The 21894-nt window shown below is 72.8% G+C and carries 24 protein-coding genes; 14 read left to right on the forward strand and 10 right to left on the reverse strand.

Features of this window, described 5'->3' with window-relative positions; all coding sequences use genetic code 11:
• Window positions 1–22: 22 nt before the first annotated feature.
• From A8711_RS14580 to A8711_RS14590, 3 genes are all read right to left on the reverse strand, one after another.
• Window positions 23–697: a peptidoglycan recognition family protein gene (locus tag A8711_RS14580; protein WP_069088508.1), complete on the reverse strand. Its 675-nt coding sequence runs from the start codon at window positions 695–697 to the stop codon at window positions 23–25.
• A gap of 73 nt (window positions 698–770) precedes the next feature.
• Window positions 771–1517 carry a lysozyme gene (locus A8711_RS14585; protein WP_069088509.1) on the reverse strand — a complete coding sequence of 249 codons (747 nt, stop codon included), beginning with the start codon at window positions 1515–1517 and terminating at the stop codon, window positions 771–773.
• A 126-nt stretch (window positions 1518–1643) separates the two neighbouring features.
• On the reverse strand, window positions 1644–3131 hold the full coding sequence (locus A8711_RS14590; protein WP_255365628.1) for an NAD(P)/FAD-dependent oxidoreductase: 1488 nt from the start codon (window positions 3129–3131) through the stop codon (window positions 1644–1646).
• On the opposite strand from A8711_RS14590, the gene A8711_RS14595 reads away from it, so the two are divergent.
• The 8 genes from A8711_RS14595 to A8711_RS14630 all read left to right on the forward strand — a co-directional run bounded on the left by A8711_RS14595 (window position 3090) and on the right by A8711_RS14630 (window position 10382).
• Window positions 3090–3440: a YciI family protein gene (locus A8711_RS14595; protein ID WP_064445706.1), complete on the forward strand. Its 351-nt coding sequence runs from the start codon at window positions 3090–3092 to the stop codon at window positions 3438–3440. The genes A8711_RS14590 and A8711_RS14595 overlap by 42 nt on opposite strands.
• A complete protein-coding gene (locus A8711_RS14600; RefSeq protein ID WP_069088510.1) occupies window positions 3437–4642 on the forward strand; it encodes an RNA polymerase sigma factor in 1206 nt (401 codons plus the stop codon). Before A8711_RS14595 ends, A8711_RS14600 begins: the two co-directional genes overlap by 4 nt.
• A 140-nt stretch (window positions 4643–4782) precedes the next feature.
• Window positions 4783–5595: an ABC transporter ATP-binding protein gene (locus A8711_RS14605; RefSeq protein ID WP_069088682.1), complete on the forward strand. Its 813-nt coding sequence runs from the start codon at window positions 4783–4785 to the stop codon at window positions 5593–5595.
• Window positions 5592–6308, forward strand: a complete 717-nt coding sequence (locus A8711_RS14610; protein WP_043323500.1) for an ABC transporter ATP-binding protein — start codon at window positions 5592–5594, stop codon at window positions 6306–6308. Before A8711_RS14605 ends, A8711_RS14610 begins: the two co-directional genes overlap by 4 nt.
• Before the next feature lie 13 nt (window positions 6309–6321).
• Window positions 6322–7200 (forward strand): branched-chain amino acid ABC transporter permease, encoded by an 879-nt coding sequence (locus A8711_RS14615; protein ID WP_043323502.1) that lies wholly within the window; start codon window positions 6322–6324, stop codon window positions 7198–7200.
• Window positions 7197–8342: a branched-chain amino acid ABC transporter permease gene (locus tag A8711_RS14620; RefSeq protein WP_069088511.1), complete on the forward strand. Its 1146-nt coding sequence runs from the start codon at window positions 7197–7199 to the stop codon at window positions 8340–8342. Before A8711_RS14615 ends, A8711_RS14620 begins: the two co-directional genes overlap by 4 nt.
• A 52-nt stretch (window positions 8343–8394) precedes the next feature.
• On the forward strand, window positions 8395–9666 hold the full coding sequence (locus A8711_RS14625) for an ABC transporter substrate-binding protein (RefSeq protein ID WP_064445709.1): 1272 nt from the start codon (window positions 8395–8397) through the stop codon (window positions 9664–9666).
• Window positions 9667–9755: 89 nt separating this feature from the next.
• Window positions 9756–10382 carry a TetR/AcrR family transcriptional regulator gene (locus A8711_RS14630; protein WP_064445710.1) on the forward strand — a complete coding sequence of 209 codons (627 nt, stop codon included), beginning with the start codon at window positions 9756–9758 and terminating at the stop codon, window positions 10380–10382.
• 16 nt (window positions 10383–10398) lie between these two features.
• On the opposite strand, the gene A8711_RS14635 is transcribed toward A8711_RS14630, so the two are convergent.
• From A8711_RS14635 to A8711_RS14650, 4 genes are all read right to left on the reverse strand, one after another.
• Entirely contained in the window at window positions 10399–10986 is a 588-nt protein-coding gene (locus A8711_RS14635; RefSeq protein ID WP_069088512.1) for a cysteine hydrolase family protein, read from the reverse strand.
• A 10-nt stretch (window positions 10987–10996) separates the two neighbouring features.
• Entirely contained in the window at window positions 10997–13084 is a 2088-nt protein-coding gene (locus tag A8711_RS14640; RefSeq protein WP_043323511.1) for a glycogen debranching N-terminal domain-containing protein, read from the reverse strand.
• Window positions 13077–13445 carry an SCP2 sterol-binding domain-containing protein gene (locus A8711_RS14645; protein WP_064445712.1) on the reverse strand — a complete coding sequence of 123 codons (369 nt, stop codon included), beginning with the start codon at window positions 13443–13445 and terminating at the stop codon, window positions 13077–13079. Before A8711_RS14645 ends, A8711_RS14640 begins: the two co-directional genes overlap by 8 nt.
• 74 nt (window positions 13446–13519) lie before the next feature.
• A complete protein-coding gene (locus A8711_RS14650) occupies window positions 13520–13936 on the reverse strand; it encodes a MarR family winged helix-turn-helix transcriptional regulator (protein WP_043323514.1) in 417 nt (138 codons plus the stop codon).
• 107 nt (window positions 13937–14043) lie between these two features.
• Here A8711_RS14650 and A8711_RS14655 point away from each other — a divergent pair, with 107 nt between their 5' ends.
• Window positions 14044–15825: an ABC transporter ATP-binding protein gene (locus tag A8711_RS14655; RefSeq protein ID WP_369830114.1), complete on the forward strand. Its 1782-nt coding sequence runs from the start codon at window positions 14044–14046 to the stop codon at window positions 15823–15825.
• A 103-nt stretch (window positions 15826–15928) separates the two neighbouring features.
• Window positions 15929–16486 carry a M23 family metallopeptidase gene (locus A8711_RS14660; RefSeq protein WP_083297014.1) on the forward strand — a complete coding sequence of 186 codons (558 nt, stop codon included), beginning with the start codon at window positions 15929–15931 and terminating at the stop codon, window positions 16484–16486.
• Window positions 16487–16577: 91 nt separating this feature from the next.
• On the opposite strand, the gene A8711_RS14665 is transcribed toward A8711_RS14660, so the two are convergent.
• The gene (locus A8711_RS14665) at window positions 16578–17363 is read right to left on the reverse strand and encodes a hypothetical protein (protein WP_069088514.1); all 786 of its coding nucleotides are present in this window, start codon (window positions 17361–17363) and stop codon (window positions 16578–16580) included.
• A 330-nt stretch (window positions 17364–17693) separates the two neighbouring features.
• On the opposite strand from A8711_RS14665, the gene A8711_RS14670 reads away from it, so the two are divergent.
• Window positions 17694–18239: a hypothetical protein gene (locus tag A8711_RS14670; protein WP_069088515.1), complete on the forward strand. Its 546-nt coding sequence runs from the start codon at window positions 17694–17696 to the stop codon at window positions 18237–18239.
• On the opposite strand, the gene A8711_RS14675 is transcribed toward A8711_RS14670, so the two are convergent.
• Together A8711_RS14675 and A8711_RS14680 are read right to left on the reverse strand one after the other, a co-directional pair.
• Window positions 18167–18472 (reverse strand): hypothetical protein, encoded by a 306-nt coding sequence (locus A8711_RS14675; protein WP_069088516.1) that lies wholly within the window; start codon window positions 18470–18472, stop codon window positions 18167–18169. The two genes, A8711_RS14670 and A8711_RS14675, sit on opposite strands and share 73 nt — an antisense overlap.
• Before the next feature lie 2 nt (window positions 18473–18474).
• Window positions 18475–18750 (reverse strand): DivIVA domain-containing protein, encoded by a 276-nt coding sequence (locus tag A8711_RS14680; RefSeq protein WP_069088517.1) that lies wholly within the window; start codon window positions 18748–18750, stop codon window positions 18475–18477.
• A gap of 299 nt (window positions 18751–19049) precedes the next feature.
• Here A8711_RS14680 and A8711_RS14685 point away from each other — a divergent pair, with 299 nt between their 5' ends.
• The 3 genes from A8711_RS14685 (at window position 19050) to A8711_RS14695 (ending at window position 21634) form a co-directional block, all read left to right on the forward strand.
• Window positions 19050–19289: a winged helix-turn-helix domain-containing protein gene (locus tag A8711_RS14685; protein WP_064445718.1), complete on the forward strand. Its 240-nt coding sequence runs from the start codon at window positions 19050–19052 to the stop codon at window positions 19287–19289.
• Window positions 19290–19347: 58 nt separating this feature from the next.
• Window positions 19348–20211: an alpha/beta fold hydrolase gene (locus tag A8711_RS14690; protein WP_069088518.1), complete on the forward strand. Its 864-nt coding sequence runs from the start codon at window positions 19348–19350 to the stop codon at window positions 20209–20211.
• Between the two features lie 145 nt (window positions 20212–20356).
• Entirely contained in the window at window positions 20357–21634 is a 1278-nt protein-coding gene (locus A8711_RS14695; RefSeq protein WP_069088519.1) for a hypothetical protein, read from the forward strand.
• Window positions 21635–21894 lie beyond the last annotated feature (260 nt).

Genomic DNA, 21894 nt, shown 5'->3' on the forward strand with positions numbered 1-21894 from the left:
GGCGTCCCGCGTACCCCCGTGGTCAGCCGCCGAGACGGGCGGCGACGGTACGGCGCAGCTCCGGCAGGCGGTCGTGCAGCAGGCCCGGGCACTGCGTGTCGTTGAAGTCCTTGTGCCCGTAGATCTCGGTGGGCGCGATGCCGTACTGCTGGCAGGTGAACGCGCAGAACGTGACGAGGCTGTTCCAGAGCGCCTGGGGCGGCTGCACATCCAGGTAGATGCCGTCGTTCTCGATGCCGATGGCCTGGCTGTTCTGCCCGACGCAGTGCGCGCCCTGCACCATGGTCTGGCCGTGCAGCAGCGCGTAGAGGCTGCCGTGGCGGCCCTCGGTCAGGTAGCCGCCCCGGCTGTTGGTGAAGTGCTGCCCGGAGTCGAGCCAGCCGTTGCCGTCCATGTGCAGGTTCTGGATGTCGCGGGAGTTCCGGTACGCCTGGGCGAGGCTGTAGTCGGTGGTGTTCGGGAACGCGGTGTGGTGCACGATGATCTTGTTGGGCCGGCTGGCCACCACGCTCACCGGCGACGAGGGCGGGCGGGCGCCCCAGGTCGCACAGTTGGCGATGGTCGGCTGGTCGACACGGGTGGCAGCGGCCCGCGCGTCGGGGCCGGAGCCGATCTGGGTCAGCGCGCCGACGCCGGCGGCGGCGCCGAGCAGGACCGCGCCGCGCAGCACGGTCCGCCGGTGGACGGGAACAGACATCGCAGCCTCCTCGTGGGGTGAGGTGCGGCCGGGCGTGGCGGGACCGGCACCGCCCGCCACGCCCGGGCCGGGGTCAGCAGGGTCCGTTGCAGGCCAGCACGCGCAGCCGGTCCAGCGAGCCGTTCCACACGTTCTGGTCACCGGGGAAGACTCCGGAGGAGGACCACTGCCAGAACGAGTACGTGCCCCAGCCGGCCGGCAGCGCGCCGACGCTGCTGGAGTAGCGGGCGATCCACAGTGGGTTGTTGGCCGCGAACTGCGAGGTGTTGCCGGTACAGGTGCTCCACCAGTCGGTGGTGGTGTAGATGGTGGCCCACCGGCCGGTGCGGGCGTAGTACTGGTTGACGAACGAGGCGATCCAGCTGCGCATCGACGCCTGGCTCAGGCCGTAGCAGGTCGCGCCGTACGGGTTGTACTCGATGTCCAGCGCGCCGGGCAGCGTCCGCCCGTCCTTGGACCAGCCGCCGCCGTGGTCGACGAAGTAGTTGGCCTGGACGGCGCCGCTGGTGGTGTCGGGGCGGGCGAAGTGGTACGAGCCGCGGATCATCCCGACGTTGTAGGAGCCGTTGTACTGCTGGGCGAAGTACGGGTTGGTGTAGTACGTGCCCTCGGTCGCCTTGACGTAGGCGAACCGGGCGCCGTTGGCCCACGCCCCGGACCAGTTCACGTTGCCCTGGTAGCTGGAGACGTCCATGCCGGGTAGTCCGGCCGGGGCGGCGGAGGCGGGTGCCGCTGCGGACAGGACCGCGGCGGCGACGGTGACGGTGGCGAGCAGCGCGGCTCCGGCCGCGCGCAGCGCCGATCGGATCGAACTGTGCATCTGTCCTCCCTGGGGGTTGCCGCGCTCCGGCGGCGGGAGTATGACGAAAGGAACTGTCGTCATTAGTGCACAGGGCGGAGAAACTTTTCAATAGAACGCATCGAAGAATCTCACTGAATTGGGTGCTCAGCCGAGCTGGGCGAGCGCCTCGGCGGCGGCGCGCTCGCCGGCGGTCACCGCGCCCTCCAGGTAGCCGCTCCACCGGGTCGCGGTCTCCGTGCCGGCCCAGTGCACCCGGCCCACCGGCGTGCGCAGTTCCGGGCCGTACGCGCACCACGCGCCGGTCGGCAGGACGCCGCAGAAGCAGCCGCGCGTCCACTCGTCGGCAGACCAGTCGTACTCGACGAGGTCGTCGGGGCGCGCGGCGGCCGGGCCGAAGATCGCGGCCAGCGCCTCGCACAGCGCGTCCCGGCGCGCGCCCTCCGGCAGCCGGCGCAGCGCCCGGGCCTGCGCGCCGTAGCTGAACGCGGTGAGGATCCCACCGGGTACGTCCGGCAGCGAGTTGTCCACCGTCTCGGTGAGCGGCCCGGTGTCGGTGCTGGACACGCCGGAGCGGCCGTCGGCCCGCCAGAACGGCTCCGGATAGAGCGCGTGGACCTTGAGCGCCGCGCCCATCGGCATCCGCTGGGTCAGCCCGTCGCGCAGCGGCGGCAGCGGCGGGTCGTACCGGATGCGCCCGGCCAGCGTCGGCGCCAGCGCGACCACCACCGCGTCGCCGCGGTACGTCTCGCCGCCGCAGCGCACCCGCACCCCGTCGCGGTCCTGCGCGACGCCGTCCACCGGCGCGCGCAGGCGCAGGCTCCCCGGAGGCAGCGCGGCGGCCATCCGCTCGGCCAGCGCGGCCGGGCCGCCGGCGATCCGGTCCTGCTGGGCGCCACCGGCCATGCGCAGCAGCGACCCGGTGCCGCCGCCGCTGCGCAGGTAGAACAGCATGTGCAGCAGCGAGACCTCGTCCGGCGAGGCGGCCAGCAGGCCACCGGCGAGCATCCGGCCGGCGTACCCGGCGGTGACCGGGTCGGCCCCGCTCGCGTCGAGCCAGCCGCCGAACGTGACCCGGTCCCACAGTGCCGCCTCGGCGGCCCGCCACGGCGCGGCCGGGTCGAGCCCGGCCGCCATTTCGTCGAGCGTGCCCAGCAGCGCGGACAGCCCCGGCGGCTCGCCGGTGGCCGGGCGTGCGCCGAGCAGCAGCGTCGCCGCGCCGTGCGCGGGGGAGGGGAACGCGGCCAGGCCGTACGCGGCGGCGAGCGCGTACATCCGGTCCTGGGTGGGGCCGATCCACTGCGCGCCGAGATCGAGCCAGCCGCCGCCTGGTAGCGGTCGGCTGAGCGTGCGGCCGCCCACCCGGTCCCGGGCCTCCAGCACCCGCACCTGCGCGCCCGCCGCGTCCAGCGCGAGCGCGCAGGCCAGACCGGAGAACCCGGCGCCCACGACGACGACCCGGTGGCGGCGCACGCGGCGGCGTACCCCGCTCCCGGCCGGATTCACCCGGCCCGGCGTGTCGAAACCGGCGCCAGCCGTTCGTGTGGAGGGTGAAGGGGCGGCGCGGGGCCGTCCGGTGACGAGGAGAAGCCGATGAAGCAGTACCTGATCAGCATGTACCAGCCGGCCGGCCAGGGACGCCCGGACCCGGAGTTCCTGGCCGGGGTGATGCGCGAGGTCGAGGCCATCGGCCGGGACCTGCGGGAGGCGGGGTGCTGGGTGTTCGGCAACGGCCTGCACGACCCGCAGACCGCCACCGTGCTGCGCCCGGCCGGTGACGAGGTGCTGGTCACCGACGGGCCGTTCGCCGAGGGCAAGGAGTACCTGGGCGGCGTCACCATCATCCGGGCGCCCGACCTGGACGCCGCGCTGGACTGGGGCCGCCGGTACGCGCTGGCGACCACGCTGCCGATCGAGGTCCGCCCGTTCCAGGGCGAGGGATGACCGACGTCGAACGGGTCTTCCGGGCCGAGTACGGCCGCGCGGTAGCCGTCCTGGTCCGTCTCCTCGGCGACATCGACCTCGCCGAGGAGGCGGTCCAGGAGGCGTTCGCGATCGCGGTGACGCGCTGGGCCGCCGACGGGCCGCCGCCCAGCCCGGCCGGCTGGATCATCACCACCGCCCGGAACCGGGCGATCGACAGGTTGCGCCGCGAGTCCACCCGGGCCGCCCGGCACGCCGAGGCCGCCCTGCTGCACGCCGCCGACCCGCCCGCCGAGGAGGGGCCCGTGCCCGACGACCGCCTGCGCCTGATCTTCACCTGCTGCCACCCGGCGCTCGCCGCGCCCGCCCGGGTGGCGTTGACGCTGCGCCTGCTCGGCGGCCTGAGCACCGCCGAGATCGCGCGCGCCTTCCTGGTGCCGGAGCGGACGATGGCCCAGCGCCTGGTCCGGGCCAAGGCGAAGATCCGCGACGCCGGTATCCCGTACCGGGTGCCGCGCGACGCGGACCTGCCGGACCGGCTGCGCGGGGTCCTCGCGGTGGTCTACCTGATCTTCAACGAGGGGCACACGGCCAGCGCGGGGGAGCGGCTGGGCCGCGCCGAGCTGGGCGCCGAGGCGATCCGGCTGGGCCGGCTGCTGGTGACGCTGATGCCGGACGAGCCGGAGGCGCTCGGCCTGCTCGCGCTGATGCTGCTCACCGAGGCGCGCCGGGACGCCCGGACCGGGCCGGACGGGGCGCCGGTGTCGCTGTCCGAGCAGGACCGTGGCCGGTGGGACCGGGAGCTGATCGCCGAGGGCCAGGAACTGGTCCGCCGGTGCCTGCGGCGGGGCCGGCCCGGCCCGTACCAGCTCCAGGCCGCGATCGGCGCGGTGCACGCGGACGCGCCGACCGCCGCCGCGACCGACTGGGGACAGATCCTCGCGCTCTACGACCAGTTGGCGGCCGTCGCGCCGGGACCGGTGGTGGCGCTGAACCGGGCGGTCGCGCTGGCCGAGGTACGCGGACCGGCGGCCGCTCTGGCCGAAGTGGACCGACTGGACCTGACCGGATACCACGTGTGGCACGCGATCCGGGCCGACCTGTTGCGCCGCCTCGACCGTCCGGCGCAGGCCCGGATCGCGTACGACGCGGCGATCGCCGGCACCGGCAACGCGGCGGAGCAGACGTTCCTGCGCCGCGCCCGCGACCGGATGGCGGGATGATCACACCGACAGTGCATGTTGGAGGCCGATAACCCCGGGAAATGAACCGTGATCGTCTGGGCATTGACGCGGCGGCAGAGAAAAGTACACTCCCGGTGTAATTAGTTTTTCCGCGCTCCGTCGACCGGCACGAGGTGACGATGAGCCCACCGGCCACCCCCGCCGACGATCAGGGTCTGGCGCTGCACCACGTCGGCGTACGCTTCGGCGGCCTGGTCGCCCTCGACGACGTCTCGCTGCGCGTACCGCCCGGCCGGGTCGTCGGCGTGATCGGGCCCAACGGCGCCGGCAAGACCACGCTGTTCAACGTGGTCTGCGGCTTCGTCCGACCCACCGAGGGCTCGCTCACGCTCGACGGCCGGCCGTTCCGGCCCCGCCCGCACGCCCTCACCCGGCTCGGCATCGCCCGTACGCTGCAGGGCGTCGGCCTGTTCGCCGGGCTGACCGTGCTGGAGAACGTGGTGGCCGGCGCGAGCCACACCGCCCGCGCCGGTTTCGCCGCCGCGCTGTTCGGCCTGCCGCGCAGCGACAACGACGAGCGCCGGCTGCGCGCCCAGGCCCTGGACCTGCTCGCCGAGCTGGGCATCGACGGGCACGCCGACGCCGCGCCGGGCACCCTGCCCTATGCGGTACGCAAGCGGGTCGCGCTGGCCCGCGCGCTGATCGCCCGCCCCCGGCTGCTGCTGCTCGACGAGCCGGCCGGCGGTCTCGGCGCCGACGACGTGGCCGAGCTGGCCGACCTGGTCCGCGCCCTGCCCGACCGGGCCGACGGCTGCGCCGTGCTGCTCGTCGAGCACCACATGGACCTGGTCATGTCCGTCTGCCACGACCTCGTGGTGCTCGACTTCGGCAAGGTGATCGCCGCCGGGGCGCCGGAGAGCATCCGCGACGACCCAAGGGTCACCGAGGCCTACCTGGGCGCCGACGTGCCGGTCGAGGGGAGCACGCCGTGACCGCCGTGCTGGAGGTGGAGGCGCTCAGCAGCGGCTACGGCCCGGTGCCGGTGCTGCGCGACGTCGCGTTCACCGTCCCGGCCGGCACCGTCACCGCCGTGCTCGGCGCCAACGGCGCGGGCAAGACCACGCTGCTGCGTACCCTCTCGGGCCTGCTGCGGCCCACCGGCGGCCGGATCCGGTACGCGGGCGAGGACCTGCGCGGCGTCCGGGTGGAACACCTGGTCCGGCGCGGGCTGGCGCACGTGCCGGAGGGGCGCGGCGTGGTGACCGAGCTGACCGTGGCGGAGAACCTGCGCCTGGGCGGGCTGTGGCGGCGTGACCGGGCCGACGCCCGGCGCGCGCAGGACGAGGTGTACGAGCTGTTCCCCGCGCTGGCCCGCCGCCGCGACCACGCCGGACACCAGCTCTCCGGCGGCGAACGGCAGATGCTCGCGATCGGCCGCGCGCTGATCGCCCGGCCCCGGCTGCTGCTGCTCGACGAGCCGTCGCTCGGGCTGGCGCCCAAGGTCACCGCGCAGATCATGGCGCTGCTGCGGCGGCTGCGCGACGAACGGGGGCTCACCGTGCTGCTGGTCGAGCAGAACGTACGCAGCGCGCTCTCCGTCGCCGACCAGGGCATCGTCATGTCGCTCGGGCGCGTGGTGACCGCCGCGCCGGCCGCCCGGCTGCGCGACGACGACCAGCTCCGGCACGCGTACCTCGGATTCTAGGAAGGGGTCGCGGATGGAGCGGTTCTGGTTCCTCACCTTCGACGGGCTCGCCGCCGGGGCGGTCTACGCGGCGTTCGCGCTCGCGCTGGTGCTCATCTGGCGCGCCGCCCGGGTGGTCAACTTCGCCCAGGGCGCGATGGCCGTGGCCACCGCCTACGTCGGCTACGCGGTCGTCTCCGCCACCGGCTCGTACTGGCTCGGCCTGGCCGCCGCGATCCTGTCCGGACTGGCCCTGGGCGCGCTGGTGGAGCGGGTGCTGATGCGGTTCGCCGGACCCGGCGGGCCGCTCAACCAGGTGATCGTCGCGCTCGGCCTGGTGCTCGTCATCCAGGCGGTGCTCGGCATGATCTTCGGCAACGAGTACCGTCCCGCCCCGGCGCCGTTCGACACCGACGCGCTCACCATCGCCGGGGTGGCCGCGCTGTCCCCGTACGACCTCTGGGTGCTCGGCGCGGCGCTCACGGTGGTGGCGCTGCTCGCGGTGCTGTTCACCCGCACCCCGATCGGATTGCGGATGCGGGCTGCCGCGTTCGCCCCCGAGGTGTCCCGGCTGCTCGGCGTCAGCGTCGGCCGGATGCTCACGCTCGGCTGGGCGCTCGCCGCCGCCGTCGGCGCGCTGGCCGGGATGCTCGTCGTCCCCACCGGACTCGGCCTGCACTCGCACGCCATGGACCTGGTCTTCGTGATCGCGTTCACCGCCGCCGTGGTCGGCGGCCTGGACAGCCCGGTCGGCGCTGTCGTCGGCGGCCTGCTGGTCGGGCTGATCCTGTCCTACGTCACCGGCTACCTCGGACCTGACACCACCCCGCTGGCTGTCCTGGTGCTGCTGCTGGCCGTCCTGCTGGTCCGCCCCGGCGGGCTCTTCTCCGCGGCGAGAGCGAGGCACGTGTGACGACCACCCCGACCGAGACCGCGCCCGCCACGGCGTCCCCGCTGCGCCGGCTGCTGCCCGGCGCGCCGGCCGGACGCGATCCGCGCGGCTCCACGCTGCTGCGCCACCTGGCCGTGGCCGTGTTCGCCGGCACGCTCGTCGTGYTGGTCACCAACCAGCTCGCGCCGTACCAGAACCTCCAGGTGGCGCGCGTCTGCGCGTTCCTCTGCGTCACCGCCGGGCACACCGTGCTGGTCGGGCTCAACGGCCAGCTCTCGCTCGGGCACGGCGCGCTGATGGCCACCGGCGCGTACACCGTGGCGCTGACCCAGCAGGCCCTCGACGAGCGGGCCGTACGCGGGTGGTGGACGCTGCCGGCGTCGCTGCTCGCGGGGGTCGCGGTGACCGCGCTCGGCGGACTCGTCGTCGGGCTGGCCGCGGCCCGGCTGCGCGGCCCCTACCTGGCCGGCGTGACCCTCGCCGTGGCGACGCTCGTCCCGGCGGTCACCACGATCTTCACCGGCGTGTTCAACGGCGAGCAGGGGCTGTCGTTCCCGGCGCAGACGCCACCGGCCGCGCTCGGCGCCTACTTCCAGCCCGAGCGCTGGCTGGCCTGGATCGCGCTGGCCGCCGCGCTGCTCACCATGCTGCTGCTGGCCAACCTGGTGCGCAGCCGTTTCGGCCGGTCGCTGCGGGCGGTCCGCGACGACGAGGTCGCGGCCCGGCTCGCCGGCATCCCGGTGGCCCGTACGCAGGTGCTCGCGTTCGTGGTCAGCGCCGCCTGCGCCGGGCTGGGCGGCGGCGTGTACGCCATGCTCACCGCCACCGTCGCGCCCGGCAAGTTCCCGCTGGACCTGTCGCTGTTCCTGCTCATGGCGATCGTCATCGGCGGGCTGGGCAGCCTGGCCGGCGCGGTCTGGGGCGCGGTGCTGCTGGTCGCGCTCCAGGACCTGCCCGGCCTGCTCACCGAACACCTCAGCCTCTCCGCCGGGCTGGCCCAGCGGCTGGAGGGCAACCTCGCGCTGGCCGTGTTCGGCCTGGTCCTCATCGTCGTCATGCTCGCCGCCCCGGGCGGCCTGCAGGGCGGCGTGCGTGCCCTCACCGCCCGCCTGCGCGGGGCCGTCCGCCGCCGTCCCGCCACCCCCCGGCCGCCGGACCGCTGACCTCACCGGTTCCACCCACACCGTTCGCACCGTCGCACCGGAATGGAGAACCATGCGCACCACCACCCGCCGCGTTCTCGCGGCCGCCGCCGGCCTGGCCCTGCTGGCCGCGCTGCCGGCCTGCGCCGACGACGAGAAGCAGGCCGCCGAGAACGTTCCCGGCGTCAGCGACTCCGAGGTCGTCATCGGCACCCACCAACCGCTCACCGGACCGGCCGCGCCCGGCTACTCGAAGATCTCCGCCGCCACCAAGGCGTACTTCGAGCACGTCAACGCCAAGGGCGGCGTGCACGGCCGGAAGATCGTCTACAAGGTCATGGACGACGGCTACAACCCCGCCAACACCGAGAACGTGGTCCGCAAGCTGGTGCTCGACGACAAGGTCTTCGCGCTGCTCGGCGGCCTAGGCACGCCCACGCACACGAACGTGCTGGAGTTCGTCAAGACGCAGAAGGTGCCGGACCTGTTCGTCGCCTCCGGCAGCCGCAACTGGAACGAGCCGGACAAGTACCCGACGACGTTCGGCTGGCAGCCCGACTACACGGTCGAGGGCAAGATCCTGGCCAGCTACGTCAAGCGGGAGTTCCCCGGCGCGAAGGTCTGCCACTTCGGGCAGAACGACGACTTCGGGCGGGACTCGCTGGTCGGCGTCGAGCAGGTCCTCGGCCCGGTCGCGGCGAAGCAGACGTACACCACCACCAACCAGCAGGTCGGCCCGGCGATCGGGGCGCTGCGCGCGGCCGGCTGCCAGGTGGTCATCTCGGCGACCATCCCGGGCTTCACCGCGCTGGCCATGGGCCAGGCCGCCGGGCAGGGCTTCAAGGCGCAGTGGGTGGTGTCCAACGTGGGCGCCGACTACACCACGCTGGCCGCCCAGCTCGGCGATAAGAAGGTGATCCTCGAGGGCATGGTGGCCGACAACTACCTGCCGAACGTGGCCGACACCGCGAACCCGTGGATCCAGGAGTTCACCAAGATCCACCAGAAGTACAACGCGGGCAACCCGGTCGACGGCAACGCCATCTACGGCTACTCGATGGCGTACACGTTCGTCCAGGCGATGCTCGCCGCCGGGCCCGACCCCACCCGGGAGAAGCTGGTCGAGGCCGTGCGCAAGGGCGGCTTCCGCGGGCCCGGCCTGGTCCCCTTCCGGTACGCCGACGGCGTGCACGCCGGCTACGGCGGCGTCCGGCTCACCAAGGTGAGCAACGGCGTGCAGGAGTACTTCGGTCCCGCGTACACCACGGACGACGGCGACGGCGCGGTCACCGAGTTCACCGAGCCGCCGACGAACCCGCCCGCCGACGCGGTGCCGACCGCCTGAGGCGTCCCGCCGGGCGGCCGGGTGCCGGTCGCCCGGCGGCACGCACGTAAAGTTGCCGCCGGTACCCGAGCAACAGGAGATCCGTACCCATGATCGAGGTGGAGGCCGACCCGCCGGAGCGGGTGGACGGCCGGGCGGCGCGAGCCGAGCGGACCCGGGCCGCGATCGTGGAGGCGCACCTGGCCCTGATCGACTCCGGTGACCTGCGCCCCACCGGGGAACGGATCGCCGAGCGGGCCGGGGTGTCGCTGCGCACGCTCTGGACCAACTTCAAGGACATGGAGACGCTGTTCGCCGCGACCGGGCGGCGGGTCGGCGAGCGGCAGGCCGCGCTCTGGCGGCCGGTGTCGCCGGAACTGCCGCTGACCGCCCGGATCGCCGCGTTCTGCGACCAGCGCGCCCGGCTGCTGGAGGTGCTGGCGCCCTCGGCCCGCGCGTCGGCGCTGCGGGAGCCGTTCTCCCCGCAGTTGCGCCGCAACCGGGAGGCGGCCGTCGCCCGCGTCCGGCACGAGATCGAGGCGGTGTTCGCCCCGGAGCTGGCGCACGCCGGTCCGGGCCGCGCGCAGTTGCTGGACGCGCTGACGGTGGCCGGCACCTGGTCGTCCTGGTCGATGATGCGCGACTCGATGGGCCTCGACGTGGACGCCGCCCGAGCCGTGATGGCCCGGATGCTCGGCGCGCTGCTGGTCGACGCGATCGCCGCCGGCCTGCGCTGAGCGCCCCGGCGGCCGGTCAGGCGATCTCGCCGGTGGTGGCGATCTCGCCGAGCTGGCCCAGCGTGCTCAGGTACGCCTCGTGCAGCTCGTCGGTGGCCGCCGTGCACGCGTCGGAGACGGTGACGATGCGGTACCCGTTGTCGACCGCCTGGTAGGCGGTGGCGGCGACGGCCAGGTTCGTCGCGACGCCGGTGAACACCACGGTCCGCACGCCCCGGCCGCGCAGGATCAGGTCCAGTTCGGTGCCGGAGAATCCGCCGAGCCGGGTGCCGGTGACCACGACGTCGCCGGGCTGTCGCCCGACCTCGTCGACGATGCGGGTCTTCGGGTCGTCCTCCAGGAACGCCCCGCGTTCGGCGATCATCGCGAAGCTCGGGGTGTTGGTGATCAGGTCCGGGTAGCCGGGCCGGTAGGCGACCCGGGTGAAGACCACGAGGCCGCCCGCTGCCCGCGCGGCGGCGGCGACCCGTGCCGCGTTCGCCGCCACGCCGTGCCGGGCCACCTGGTCGGCGAAGAACGGGCCGAAGACGCCGTCGGGGCTGACCACCTCGGGTTGCCAGTGGACGCCCACGACCGCGGTGTGCTCCCAGTCGATGCGCTGCATGTCGATCCCGTCACGGTGCGGAGAGCTGCTGTGGCGCCAGCTCGTAACGGCTCAGGCCGCCGGCGGCGGTGCTCCTGCCGAAGGCGTCCAGCCGCCCCCAACGACCGGGGATGTCGAGCAACGCCACGTAGTCGAGGCTAGCAGGCAGAGCCGGCCGGGCCACGAGATCGTCGCCGACCGGCCGCAGGCCGAGCATCGTCCGCAGGAGCAGCAGCGGCGCTCCGGCCGACCACGCCTGCGGGCTGCACGCGGTCGGATACCGGATCGGGTAGCGGGTCTCGGACCGGTCGTGCCCGGCGAACGCCTCCGGCAGCCGGCCGTCGTAGAAGGCCGCCGCGTCCAGGATGCCGGCCGCGACGCGGGCCGCCTCCTCGGCGTACCCGTAGCGCCGCAGTCCCCAGGCGATGAACGAGTTGTCGAACGGCCAGATGGTCCCGACGTGGTAGCCCACCGGGTTGTAGCGGGCCTCGCCCTCGGCCAGCGTGCGGACACCCCAGCCGCTGAACATCGCCGGTGACATCAGGTGCCGCACCAGGGCCTCGGCCTTCGGCTCCTCGACGATGCCGCTCCACAGCAGGTGGCCGATGTTCGACGACAGGGCGTCCACCTTGCTGCCGTCGCCGTCCAGCGCCAGCGCCATGTACTCGCCGTCGTCGATCCAGAAGTCGTGGTTGAAGCGGCGCTTGAGGTCGGCGGCGTCCCGCTCCAGCCGGTCCGCGTACGCCGCGTCGTGCCAGATCTCGCGGGCCAGCCGGGCGGTGCGCACCTTCGCGTCGTACGCGTACCCCTGGAGTTCGCAGGTGGCGCGCGGGAAGCCCGGCAGCCGGCCGTCGCGGTAGGAGATGCTGTCCCAGGAGTCCTTCCAGCACTGGTTCTCCAGGCCGTTCACCGGGTTGCGCCGCTCGTAGGAGACGTAACCGTTGCCGGCCCGGTCGGCGTAGTGGTCGATCCAGTCGACGGCCGCCCGCGCCTCCTGCTCCACCGCGCGCACGAGGGCGGCGTCGCCGGTCCACCGCTCGTACTCGTCGAGCAGCACGAGGAACAGGGGAGTGGCGTCCGCGCTGCCGAAGTAGGGGCTGTGCGGCGTCTCGTCGAAGACGGTCAGCTCGCCGTAGCGCATCTCGTGCAGGATCCGGCCCGGCTCCTCCTCCCGGAAGTCGTCGATCCGGCTGCCCTGGCGGAAGGCGAGCACGGTGAGCGTGGTGGCGGCGAGCTCCGGTGCGAACGGCAGCGCCTGGAGGCTGGTGAGGATGCTGTCGCGGCCGAACAGGCTCATGAACCAGGGCAGCCCGGCGGCCAGCACGCACCCGGTCCCGGCGAGGAACGGGCTGAACCGCAGCGCGGCCAGGTCGATGAGGCTCTGCCGGTAGGTGTTCTGCAACGGACCCCAGCTGGTCTCCAGTCGCGGCGCCCGGTCCAGCCACTCCCGTAGCTCGGCGGGCTTGTCCCGGGCGTTGCCCTCGACCCGTCCGGGCAGGCTGAGCCGTTCCAGTCCGCGGGGCAGGGGGAGGTCCGGCTCGGCGGTCAGCCGGGTCTGCCACCGGCCGTGCGGTTCGATGTGCACGCGCAGCGTCAGGCCGTTCTCGTCCACCTCCGCCGGAGCCGTCGCCGACACGATCGTCTCGCGGCGGTAGCGTTCGCGCTGGTAACCCAGGACGAGTCGCGGGCCGTCGACCCGCCGGTAGTGCCGCCCCTCCCGGTTCGTCGTGCCCTCCTTGACCGCGAAGAGGTCCGCGAAGTCCGCGTCCACCTCGATCCGTACGGTCAGGTCGACGGCTCGCCGGTCGTTGTTGACCAGGACCAGTTCCTCGTGGAGTCCGCTGTTCAGCCTGTGGGTGCGGCGCACCTCGAGCGTGCTGTTGACGTAGACGTCCTGCGCGCCCGGGACCAGGTAGAACCGGTTCTCGAAGTACTGGATGTCGTCGATGGACAGCGTGCTGAGCCGCTCGCCGTCGATGGTGAGCTGCCACCGGGACAGCAGGCGGGTGTCGTGGGCGAACAGGCCGTGGGTGCCGTCGGCCGCCGGGACGATGTCGCCGGCCCGGTCGCAGACCAGGAAGATCGTCCCGTCGAAGATGCCGACGTGGTCGTCACCCATGATCGTCTCCCCGGTGTCCTTCCGGGCGCGAGCCGGGCGGGGAGGGGAACAGCCGGCGTACGGTCGCGAACAGCCGGGGGCTACCCTCCACCTCCGCCTCGCCGCGCAGGACGGTGGTCAGGAAGTACGCCTCGCCCCGGGCGATCCGGTCGAAGACGGCCCGGTCCGCCCGGACGACCGCGTCCCCGCCGGTGGCCTGCCGTGCCGCGGTGACCTCGCCCCGGGCGATGGAGACCAGCCAGTGGTCGACCGACCCGTCACCGGCGATGTCGAACCGGACGCTGCCCTCGTGGAGCGCTGTCAGCCCGCGCTGCCGGCGCTGCCCCAGGCTCCGGAAGAACTCTTCGGTGGCGTCGACCATCGGCCCTCCTCCCGATGGCGCTATTCCCCGCCACGGGGCCTGTCGCCTCACCCGGATCGGGTGAAACCGCTGATCTAGTCCTCGCGCAGGCGGCGCAGGATGCGGGTCAGCTCGGCCCGGTCCTCCGGCGGGAGCGCGCCGAAGAACCGTTCCGCCTCGGTGGCCCGCGCCTGCCGGATCGCGGCGCCCACCCGCTCGCCCTCGGCGGTGGGCGCGACCAGCGTGGCCCGCCGGTCGGCCGGGTCGGGCCGGCGTTCGACCAGCCCGCGCTCCTGCAACCCGTCGATCACCTCGGTGGCCGATCGCGGCGCGATGCGCAGGTGCTCGGCGAGCGCGCCGGGACGCAGCGCGCCGTGACGCATCAGCACGCCCAGCGCCCGCGCCTGCCCGGGGCTGATCTCCCACGGCGCAAGCGCGCGCTTGGTCTGGTGCCGCAGCCGGCGGGTCACCGCCCAGAACGTCTCGGCCAGGCTCTCGTCGCTGCCGTCCACGGGGAATACGGTAACAGGCTTTCGTGTTGTTCCCTCATGTTGAGGTAACCTCAGCATTGTTGGTAGTTCGGCATTCGTCCCCCACATGAGGAGCACCCTTGGATCGCATCCCCGAAGGCCGTCGCGACGGCCGAACCGTCTCCCCGGCCGAGAAGGCCCAGGCCCGCGACGTGTCCCTGCGCCGGATCGGCCGCCTGTTCACCGCCCACCGCGGCCCGCTCGCCACCGTGGTGGCGATCATCGTGGCGTCCTCGATCATCGCGATGGCCACGCCGTTCCTGCTGCGTACCGTGATCGACAGGGCCCTGCCCGAGCGTGACCTGACCCTGCTGGCCTGGCTGGTCGCGGGCATGGTCGCGGTCGCCGCCGTCACCGCCGTGCTCGGCGTCGCCCAGACCTGGATCTCCACCCGCGTCGGCCAGCAGGTCATGCACCGGCTGCGCGCCGACGTCTTCGCCCACCTCCAGCGGCAGTCGATCGGCTTCTTCGTGCGCACCCGCACCGGCGAGGTCCAGTCGCGCATCACCAACGACATCGGCGGCATGCAGGCGGTCGTCACCTCCACCGCCACCTCGATCGCCGCCAACCTCACCACAGTGGTCGCCACCACCATCGCCATGCTGGCGCTGAGCTGGCGCCTCACGCTCGTCTCGGCGGTCGTGCTGCCGCCCGCGCTGTGGCTCACCCGCCGCGTCGCCCGGCTGCGCCGGGAGATCACCGCCCAGCGCCAGCGCGAGCTGGCCGACCTCGCGGTGACCATCGAGGAGGGGCTGTCGGTCAGTGGCGTCCGGCTGGCCAAGACGCTCGGCACCGGCCCGGCCCTGGTCGACCGGTTCACCGCGTCCTCGGCCCGCCTGGTCGACCTGGAACTGCGCTCCGAGCTGGCCGGACGCTGGCGGATGGCCGCCATGAGCATCGTCTTCGCTGCCATCCCCGCGGTGATCTACCTCGGCGCCGGGCTGCCCGGCACCGCCGGCACGCTCACCATCGGCACGCTCGTCGCGTTCACCGCCCTGCAGGGCAACCTGTTCCGGCCGCTGATGGGCCTGCTCAACGTGGGCGTCACGCTCACCGCGTCGCTCGCGCTGTTCGCCCGCATCTTCGAATACCTCGACCTGCCCGTCGAGGTCGCCGAGCCGGCCCGCCCGGTCCCGCTCGACCCGGCCACCGCCCGCGGCCACCTCCGGATCGAGGACGTCACCTTCAGCTACCCGGGCAGCGACACCGCCGCCCTCGCCGGCGTCAGCCTGGACGTCCCGGCCGGCACCAGCCTCGCCCTGGTGGGGGAGACCGGCTCCGGCAAGAGTACGCTCGCCGCGCTGATCAGCCGGCTGCACGACCCGGACGCCGGCCGCATCACCGTCGACGGGATCGACCTGCGCGACCTGCGCCCGGCCGACCTGGCCGCCGTCGTGGGCGTGGTCAGCCAGGAGACGTACCTGCTGCACGGCACCGTGCGGGACAACCTCCGGTACGCGCGTCCGGACGCCACCGACGCCGACATCGAGGCCGCCGCCCGCGCCGCCCGCATCCACGACCTCATCGCCGCGCTGCCCGACCGGTACGACACCATGGTCGGCTCGCGCGGCCACCGGTTCTCCGGCGGCGAGCAGCAGCGCCTGGCGATCGCCCGGACCCTGCTGCGCGACCCGCGGATCCTGGTGCTGGACGAGGCGACCAGCGCGCTGGACACCGAGACCGAACGCGCGGTCCAGCGGGCGCTGGACGAGCTGGCCCGGGGCCGCACCGTGGTGACCATCGCGCACCGGCTCTCCACCGTGCGCGACGCCGACCGGATCGCGGTGCTCGACCACGGCCGGATCGTCGAGTCCGGCACCCACGACGCGCTGCTGGACCGGCGCGGCCGCTACGCCGCCCTGGTCGGCTGACCGTAGGAAAGTTTTGATCGAGCATTCATCCGTGTAGCTATTTACCCGGCCTCCGCGCGGCCCATAGCATCGACCTGGATCACTCGATGCGAGGAGGGGAACGATGTCGCTGATGACCACCGCCGCCCGGTGGCGCGTGCCGGCGCTGCTCACGACCGCCGTCGTCGCGGGCGCGATGCTCGGCGTGCAGCCCGCGCAGGCCGCCCGGCCGGGCTTCCGGATGCCGTTCCTGTGCGGCCAGACCTGGCAGGGCAACAACTGGAACGGGCACAGCCCGGCTCACGCCATCGACTGGAACCACTACGACGCCAACGGCAGCCCGGACGACCTCAACCGCCGGACGGTCGCCAGCGCCGCCGGCACCGTGCTGGAGTCGTACTACTCCACCACCTCCGGCTACGGGAACACCATCGTCATCGGGCACGGCGACGGCTGGCGCACCCGGTACGCCCACCTCAACTCGCGCGCCGTGGCCACTGGCGACACCGTGAAGCGCGGCGACGTCATCGGCCGGGTCGGCGCGACCTCGGCGAAGTACGACCTCAGCCCGCACCTGCACTACGAGCAGATCCACAACGGCAGCGTCGTGGTAGCCGTCGTGCAGGGCGTGACCTGGTCAGACGGGCTGAAGCGCAACCAGAAGAGCACCAACGGCTGCTGATCGGCCTCGCCGCGTACCTGACCGCCCACCGGACCCGGCCGGACGAGGCGGCCGTAGCGGGCTGACCACCGCCGTCCGCCCGTGCGGCGCGTCAGACTGCCGGTGGCTGCGGCTCGCCGGGACGCGGTCGCTGCCCCGGAGCCGGGCGCGGCGCGGGCGGGGGGAGCAGCGGCTCCAACGGGAACAGGTCCGGCGGCCCGTCGGCGTCCGGCGCTCGCGGCGCGGGCCTCGCGCCCGTCGCCTCCGGCTGCCGGTCGCGCCGGTCCCGCTCGTCGGCGTACTCGGCGCGGCGGCGGGCCAGGTCGCGCTCGCACTCCAGCGCGATGCGCTGCTCCCAGTACGGCTGGAGCAGCCGGCGCACCCGCTCGTCCAGATGCACCGTGACGTCCGGCTCGCAGGCGAACGTCACCTCCCCGCGCGCGTACGTCCAGGGCGGTGGATCGTCCTCGGCCAGCGCCGCCGTCAGCGCGGCGTGCAGGTCACGCGGCCGGTGCGGCGGCACCTCCACCGCGTAGCGGACGGCCAGCCGGTGCAGCCGCTGCGTGGCCTGCGCCTGGAAGTAGTCGACGTACCAGCCGAACAGCTCCGGCCGCGCGGTCTCCGACGACCAGGTGTAGGTGGCCCGCACCAGGAACACGTACACCTGGCCCTGCGCCGGCACCACGAGCGGCTCCGGGGCGCGCCGGTCGACGGTGGTCACCGGCGTCTCCGGCTCCTCGGTCCACCAGAGCCGCCGCAGCGTGGGCTGCGCGCCGTCCCAGAAACGCCGGGTCCGCAGGCGCGCCGCGTCGCCGAGCGCCCGCGCCCGTACCCGCCAGCCGTTGCGCGGCGCGGGCCGCTGGTCGGCCGGCCCCGGATCCTCCGGCACCGCGGTCATCGCACCCCCTCCCTGCCGGATCGCGGCACCGCGCCCCGCGGCGTCGCCGGGACGCGCGGGCCGTCGGGTGAGGGGTGGCCGGACCGCCGTGGCGGTCCGCGATCCACGCTAACAACAGCGACCGGTGTACGCGCGCAGCCGCGCGGACGGCTCCGCCCCGCCGGTTGACCGATCGGACGAGCCGTTCCGTAGTCCTATCCGTGGGACTCGGGGCGGGTTCGGTCCCGTTCACGAGACCGACCATCCAAACTCGATCGGCATGCCTTGATCTGTTATCGAAGCGCTTCGTAGCGTGAGGCTCCGCGATGCTTCGGGGGAGGACCAGAACGCATGGGCGTAGACGCTCGCCACGCCGCCGGCCAGACCGTGACGTACGTGCGGTCCCGGGCGGAGCGGCAGTACGACCGGGTCTGGACTCCGGACTTCCTGCACCTCACCCCCGACGTACAGGGCTTCGCCGTCTTCCACCGCGGTGGCCTGGTGCTGGTCTACGGCGCGGTGTCGCCGGAGGACCCGGCCCGCTGGGTCTTCCGGATGGCCTGCGCGGCCGGCGCCGACGTGCCGGACATCTCCGGGGCCATGGCCTGGGCGAACATCCGCAACCGGCTGGCCGAGGAGGGGCGTTACTACTGCGTCGTCAAGGCCGACCAGAGCGCCTGCCACGTGGTGTTCGCGCTGGACGTCCGCAGCCCGCTGCTCGACGACGCCACCGCGCCCGACGCGCAGGCGCTGCGCGAACTGCTGCACTTCTCGCTCGCGGTGTGCGTGCACAACGCCGTGGCGGACTTCCGCGACCTGGCGTCCTACCTGCCGGCGCGGCCCCTCGCGCCGACCGAGATCGACGCCTGGACGCTGTTCGCCGGCACCCAGGACTGATCGCGCGGCAACGGTTCGCCGGCCCGGCGCAGCCCGGCGAGCTGCACGAAGATCTCCCGCTTCGCGGTCGCGGTGCCTCGACGGTCGAGCACGTAGCCGGTCAGCCAGATCCAGCCGGTGTGCGTCACCTCGGCGCCGACCGACGCGACCCGGAACGTGAGCGCCCGGTCGCCGCCGAAATGCACGGACGCTCGGCCGTCGACTCGCAGCAGGTCACCGGGTTGCGGGCGCACCGCTACCAGTGGCCGTCGTTCGGCGGGCGGCACTCGCGGGCGTGCATGGTCTGCCAGTCCCGCAGGGCGCGCTTCAGCCTGTCGTTCTCCTGCGCGAGCAGGCGTACCTGTCGGTGCAGCTCGGTCAGCTCGTCGGCGACCCGGGCCTGGAACTCGCGTACCTGATCGGGGTCGACGCCGCGCCTGCGGGCGTCGAAGGCGCGGATGCGCACCTCGTGCGGGGTCAGCCGGGCCGGTGGGGCGGTCAGGTAGAGCCGACCGGATCGATGCGGCGTCATATCGGTCCTTCCAGGAGCGGGGGACAGGTGCGGTGGGTCTGGAAGGGCGGGCCGTCCGCACGGCGGCCGCGGGCGGCCCGCCCGCTCCGCCGCCGCAGCCCGGATCGGCGGTACGGAGGCGGAGCAGTCCGGAGGGTCGGGACGGGTACGCGCACCCGCCCCGACCGGGGGATGAGCCGAACTCGTTGCCACGCGAGGAGCGGCCCGGAATCAACATATCTAGACATGTCAGATGAGTCAACGCTGCTTGTTAGGCGAGTCGCGGTGTGATCGAATCGGATCGCCACGCGAGGAGTGCCATGCGAGAAGTGCCGGATTACTGGCGCATCGCCGATGATGTGATCGCCGACGTCAGAGGAAAGAAGCTGAAGCCGGGGGACAAGCTGCCCTCAATCGCTGAGCTGCGCGATCGCTACGACGTCAGTCATGGGACCGTGCAGATGGCGTATGCGCGGCTGGAAGCGTTGCGGGTGATCCGACGACAGCAGGGCAAGGGCGTCTTCGTGACCGATCCGAAGACCTGGATGAGAGAGCCGTAACCGGCGTCAGCCCAGCAAGCCCTCATCGGCCGGCGCGCGACTCGCCATACTGTCGGCGATGACTGGGGATGTGCGTACCGAAGACGGCTGTCGCCTGTGGGCAGACCAGGCCGGCGTCGGAGCGCCGCTGGTGCTCTGTCACGGCGGTCCGGGCATGTGGGACTACCTCGGCCCGGTCGCTCGGCTGCTCGACCGGCACGCCCGCGTCATCCGGTGGGACCAGCGTGGTTGCGGGCGCTCCGAGCGGCGCGGTCCGTACTCGATCGGCCGCTTCGTCGCCGACCTCGACGCGGTACGCGAACGCCTGGCCGGGCCGCGAACGGCGGTGCTGGGCCACTCGTGGGGCGCGCACCTGGCGCTGCGGTACGCGATCGACCACCCGGAACGGGTCAGTCACCTGATCTACGTGTCCGGCACCGGCATCGACCCCGATCGCGGCTGGCACCCGCACTACGAACGGAATCTCCGGCGGCGGCTCGGGCCGCACCTGGATCGGTGGGAGGCGCTTGGCGCACGGGACCGCACCCCGGCCGAGGATCGGGAGCGGGCGGTCCTGCAGTGGTCGGCCGACTTCGCCGACCCCGACGACGCCGTGCGGCACGCCGAGGAGATGGCCACGCCGTGGCTCGGTGTCAACAGCGACTGCAACCGGGCGATCAACGCCGAGGTCAAGCAGGAACTCCGCATCCGCGACCTCGTGGCGCGGTGCCGGACGCTCGACCTGCCCGTGCTGATCATCGACGGACCCGAGGACATCCGTCCCCGATGGGGCGTCGACTCGCTGGAGAAGGCGCTGCCGAACTGCCAGCGGGTCAGTCTCCCCGGATCCGGTCATCTGCCGTGGGTCGAGAATCCGCACGGCTTCCGCCGGGCGGTGACCACCTTCCTCGACGCCCGGCGTGAGCCGGCGTCCGGAACCTGAAAGCGGGAGCCATCGGTAGCGGCCTGTCGCGGAGATCGATACGTACGGGTACACCCGTCCCGTCGGTGGGACGGCTAGAGTCCCAAGGCCACAGCGAACAGAGCGGACAGGGTCGCTCTCCCCTCCCAGCTGTCAGGAGCCGGCAATGGGTAACGAGATTCAGCTGATCAGCGACGGCGACGGACTGGCGGTCATCGGAGATCCGAGGGCTGTCGAACGTTTCCTCGTCTCCGAGGGCCTGCCGTCGAAGGACCTCGGGCTGCCTCGGCTCGGGTCTGTGCTCACGGTGGGGACGGCAGCGGCTCAGGCCGGTTCCGAGATCGCCGCCAACTCGGGTCGCTGGGTGCAGCTGACGAAGGAATCGGCCCATCTCATGCACAAACACGGGCTGATGCCGACCAAGACTCCAGGTGTCAGCCACGCGATGGTCGGCGATCCGGGCTCGATCCACAAATGGCTCCAAATCGACAAAGCATCGATGGTCGGCAACCCGGCGCTGCTGGCCGGCGCCGCCGGACTCATGGCGCAGCTCGCGATGCAGCAGAGCATGAAGGAGATCACCGACTATCTCGCCACCATCGACGAGAAGGTCGACGATGTGCTCCGCGCCCAGAAGGACGCGGTGCTGGCCCGCATGATCGGCGTGGGCTTCGTCATCGAGGAGTCCATGACCATCCGCGAGCAGCGCGGTCGAGTCGACGAAGTGACGTGGTCGAAGGTGCAGGGCGCGCCGGCGACGATCGCGGAAACCCAGGCGTACGCGTTGCGTCAACTCGACGCGCTCGCCGAGAAGTTGGAGCGCAAGAGCGCGATCGGTGACCTCGCCAGGGCGGCCAGGGAGGCGGAGTCGAAGGCGCAGGAGTGGCTTGTCGTCCTGGCCCGCTGCTTCCAACTGCAGGACGCCGTCGCGGTGCTCGAACTCGACCGGGTACTGGACGCGTCGCCGGACGAGTTGGACGGGCACCGCGTCGGACTGAGGAACGCCCGGCAGAACCGGCTCGAACTCATCTCCCGGTGCACCGAGCGCCTGCTGGGCCGTATGGAAGCGGCTGTCGGCAGGGCAAACGCCAAGGTGTTGCTGAACCCGATGGACTCACCGGCGGTGGTGAGGTCGAGCAACCACGTATCGGCAGCAATCGTCGACTTCCACGGGCGGCTCGGTATCGAGGGCGATCGGCAGTCGTCGGAGGCGAGGCGATGGACCGACGCGGCCATGGAGGCGCGGGACAAGGCACTCGAGACGGGGGCAGAGGGCGTGGACGCCGCCCGGCGCCTCGGCAACGACACCTTCGACCGGGCGAAATGGGCGACGGGCAAGCTCTCCGGCCGGGTCGGCGGGTGGTCACTGCGTCGGCGCGGGGAGAACGACGAACTCAAGGAGAAGAAGGGTGGCGAGGCTTGCTCAGGAGAGAACGTGCCGTGAATCGCCACCTGTCCGCGTCTGGTCTGGTGGAGGACTGACCGAAATCCGCTGTTTGCGTCTTCGTACGGACCCGACGACGTGGATGAGCGAACCCTGACTGGTCGGGTTCGTGACGTCGGTAGGGGTAGCGACTGCTGAGTCTTCTCCGCTGCTGACGCTGTGGAGATCTTGGTACGAAAGGGCCCTCATAGGGGCCGTTTCGTACCAAGATCTATCCGCGTCTCGACTGGTGAGAAGCGAGTCTCGAAACTGCTCGGCCA

It is taken from the genome of Micromonospora sp. II, from assembly GCF_001709195.1.
Taxonomy (GTDB): domain Bacteria; phylum Actinomycetota; class Actinomycetes; order Mycobacteriales; family Micromonosporaceae; genus Micromonospora; species Micromonospora chalcea.

Excerpts from the sequence above, each read along its gene's own strand:
- A8711_RS14580 (WP_069088508.1), bottom strand. The coding sequence starts at position 697 with ATGTCTGTTCCCGTCCACCGGCGGACCGTGCTGCGCGGCGCGGTCCTG.
- A8711_RS14585 (WP_069088509.1), bottom strand. The coding sequence starts at position 1,517 with ATGCACAGTTCGATCCGATCGGCGCTGCGCGCGGCCGGAGCCGCGCTG.
- A8711_RS14595 (WP_064445706.1), top strand. The coding sequence starts at position 3,090 with ATGAAGCAGTACCTGATCAGCATGTACCAGCCGGCCGGCCAGGGACGC.
- A8711_RS14600 (WP_069088510.1), top strand. The coding sequence starts at position 3,437 with ATGACCGACGTCGAACGGGTCTTCCGGGCCGAGTACGGCCGCGCGGTA.
- A8711_RS14605 (WP_069088682.1), top strand. The coding sequence starts at position 4,783 with ATGAGCCCACCGGCCACCCCCGCCGACGATCAGGGTCTGGCGCTGCAC.
- A8711_RS14615 (WP_043323502.1), top strand. The coding sequence starts at position 6,322 with ATGGAGCGGTTCTGGTTCCTCACCTTCGACGGGCTCGCCGCCGGGGCG.
- A8711_RS14625 (WP_064445709.1), top strand. The coding sequence starts at position 8,395 with ATGCGCACCACCACCCGCCGCGTTCTCGCGGCCGCCGCCGGCCTGGCC.
- A8711_RS14630 (WP_064445710.1), top strand. The coding sequence starts at position 9,756 with ATGATCGAGGTGGAGGCCGACCCGCCGGAGCGGGTGGACGGCCGGGCG.
- A8711_RS14635 (WP_069088512.1), bottom strand. The coding sequence starts at position 10,986 with ATGCAGCGCATCGACTGGGAGCACACCGCGGTCGTGGGCGTCCACTGG.
- A8711_RS14640 (WP_043323511.1), bottom strand. The coding sequence starts at position 13,084 with ATGGGTGACGACCACGTCGGCATCTTCGACGGGACGATCTTCCTGGTC.
- A8711_RS14645 (WP_064445712.1), bottom strand. The coding sequence starts at position 13,445 with ATGGTCGACGCCACCGAAGAGTTCTTCCGGAGCCTGGGGCAGCGCCGG.
- A8711_RS14660 (WP_083297014.1), top strand. The coding sequence starts at position 15,929 with ATGTCGCTGATGACCACCGCCGCCCGGTGGCGCGTGCCGGCGCTGCTC.
- A8711_RS14665 (WP_069088514.1), bottom strand. The coding sequence starts at position 17,363 with ATGACCGCGGTGCCGGAGGATCCGGGGCCGGCCGACCAGCGGCCCGCG.
- A8711_RS14670 (WP_069088515.1), top strand. The coding sequence starts at position 17,694 with ATGGGCGTAGACGCTCGCCACGCCGCCGGCCAGACCGTGACGTACGTG.
- A8711_RS14680 (WP_069088517.1), bottom strand. The coding sequence starts at position 18,750 with ATGACGCCGCATCGATCCGGTCGGCTCTACCTGACCGCCCCACCGGCC.
- A8711_RS14685 (WP_064445718.1), top strand. The coding sequence starts at position 19,050 with ATGCGAGAAGTGCCGGATTACTGGCGCATCGCCGATGATGTGATCGCC.
- A8711_RS14690 (WP_069088518.1), top strand. The coding sequence starts at position 19,348 with ATGACTGGGGATGTGCGTACCGAAGACGGCTGTCGCCTGTGGGCAGAC.
- A8711_RS14695 (WP_069088519.1), top strand. The coding sequence starts at position 20,357 with ATGGGTAACGAGATTCAGCTGATCAGCGACGGCGACGGACTGGCGGTC.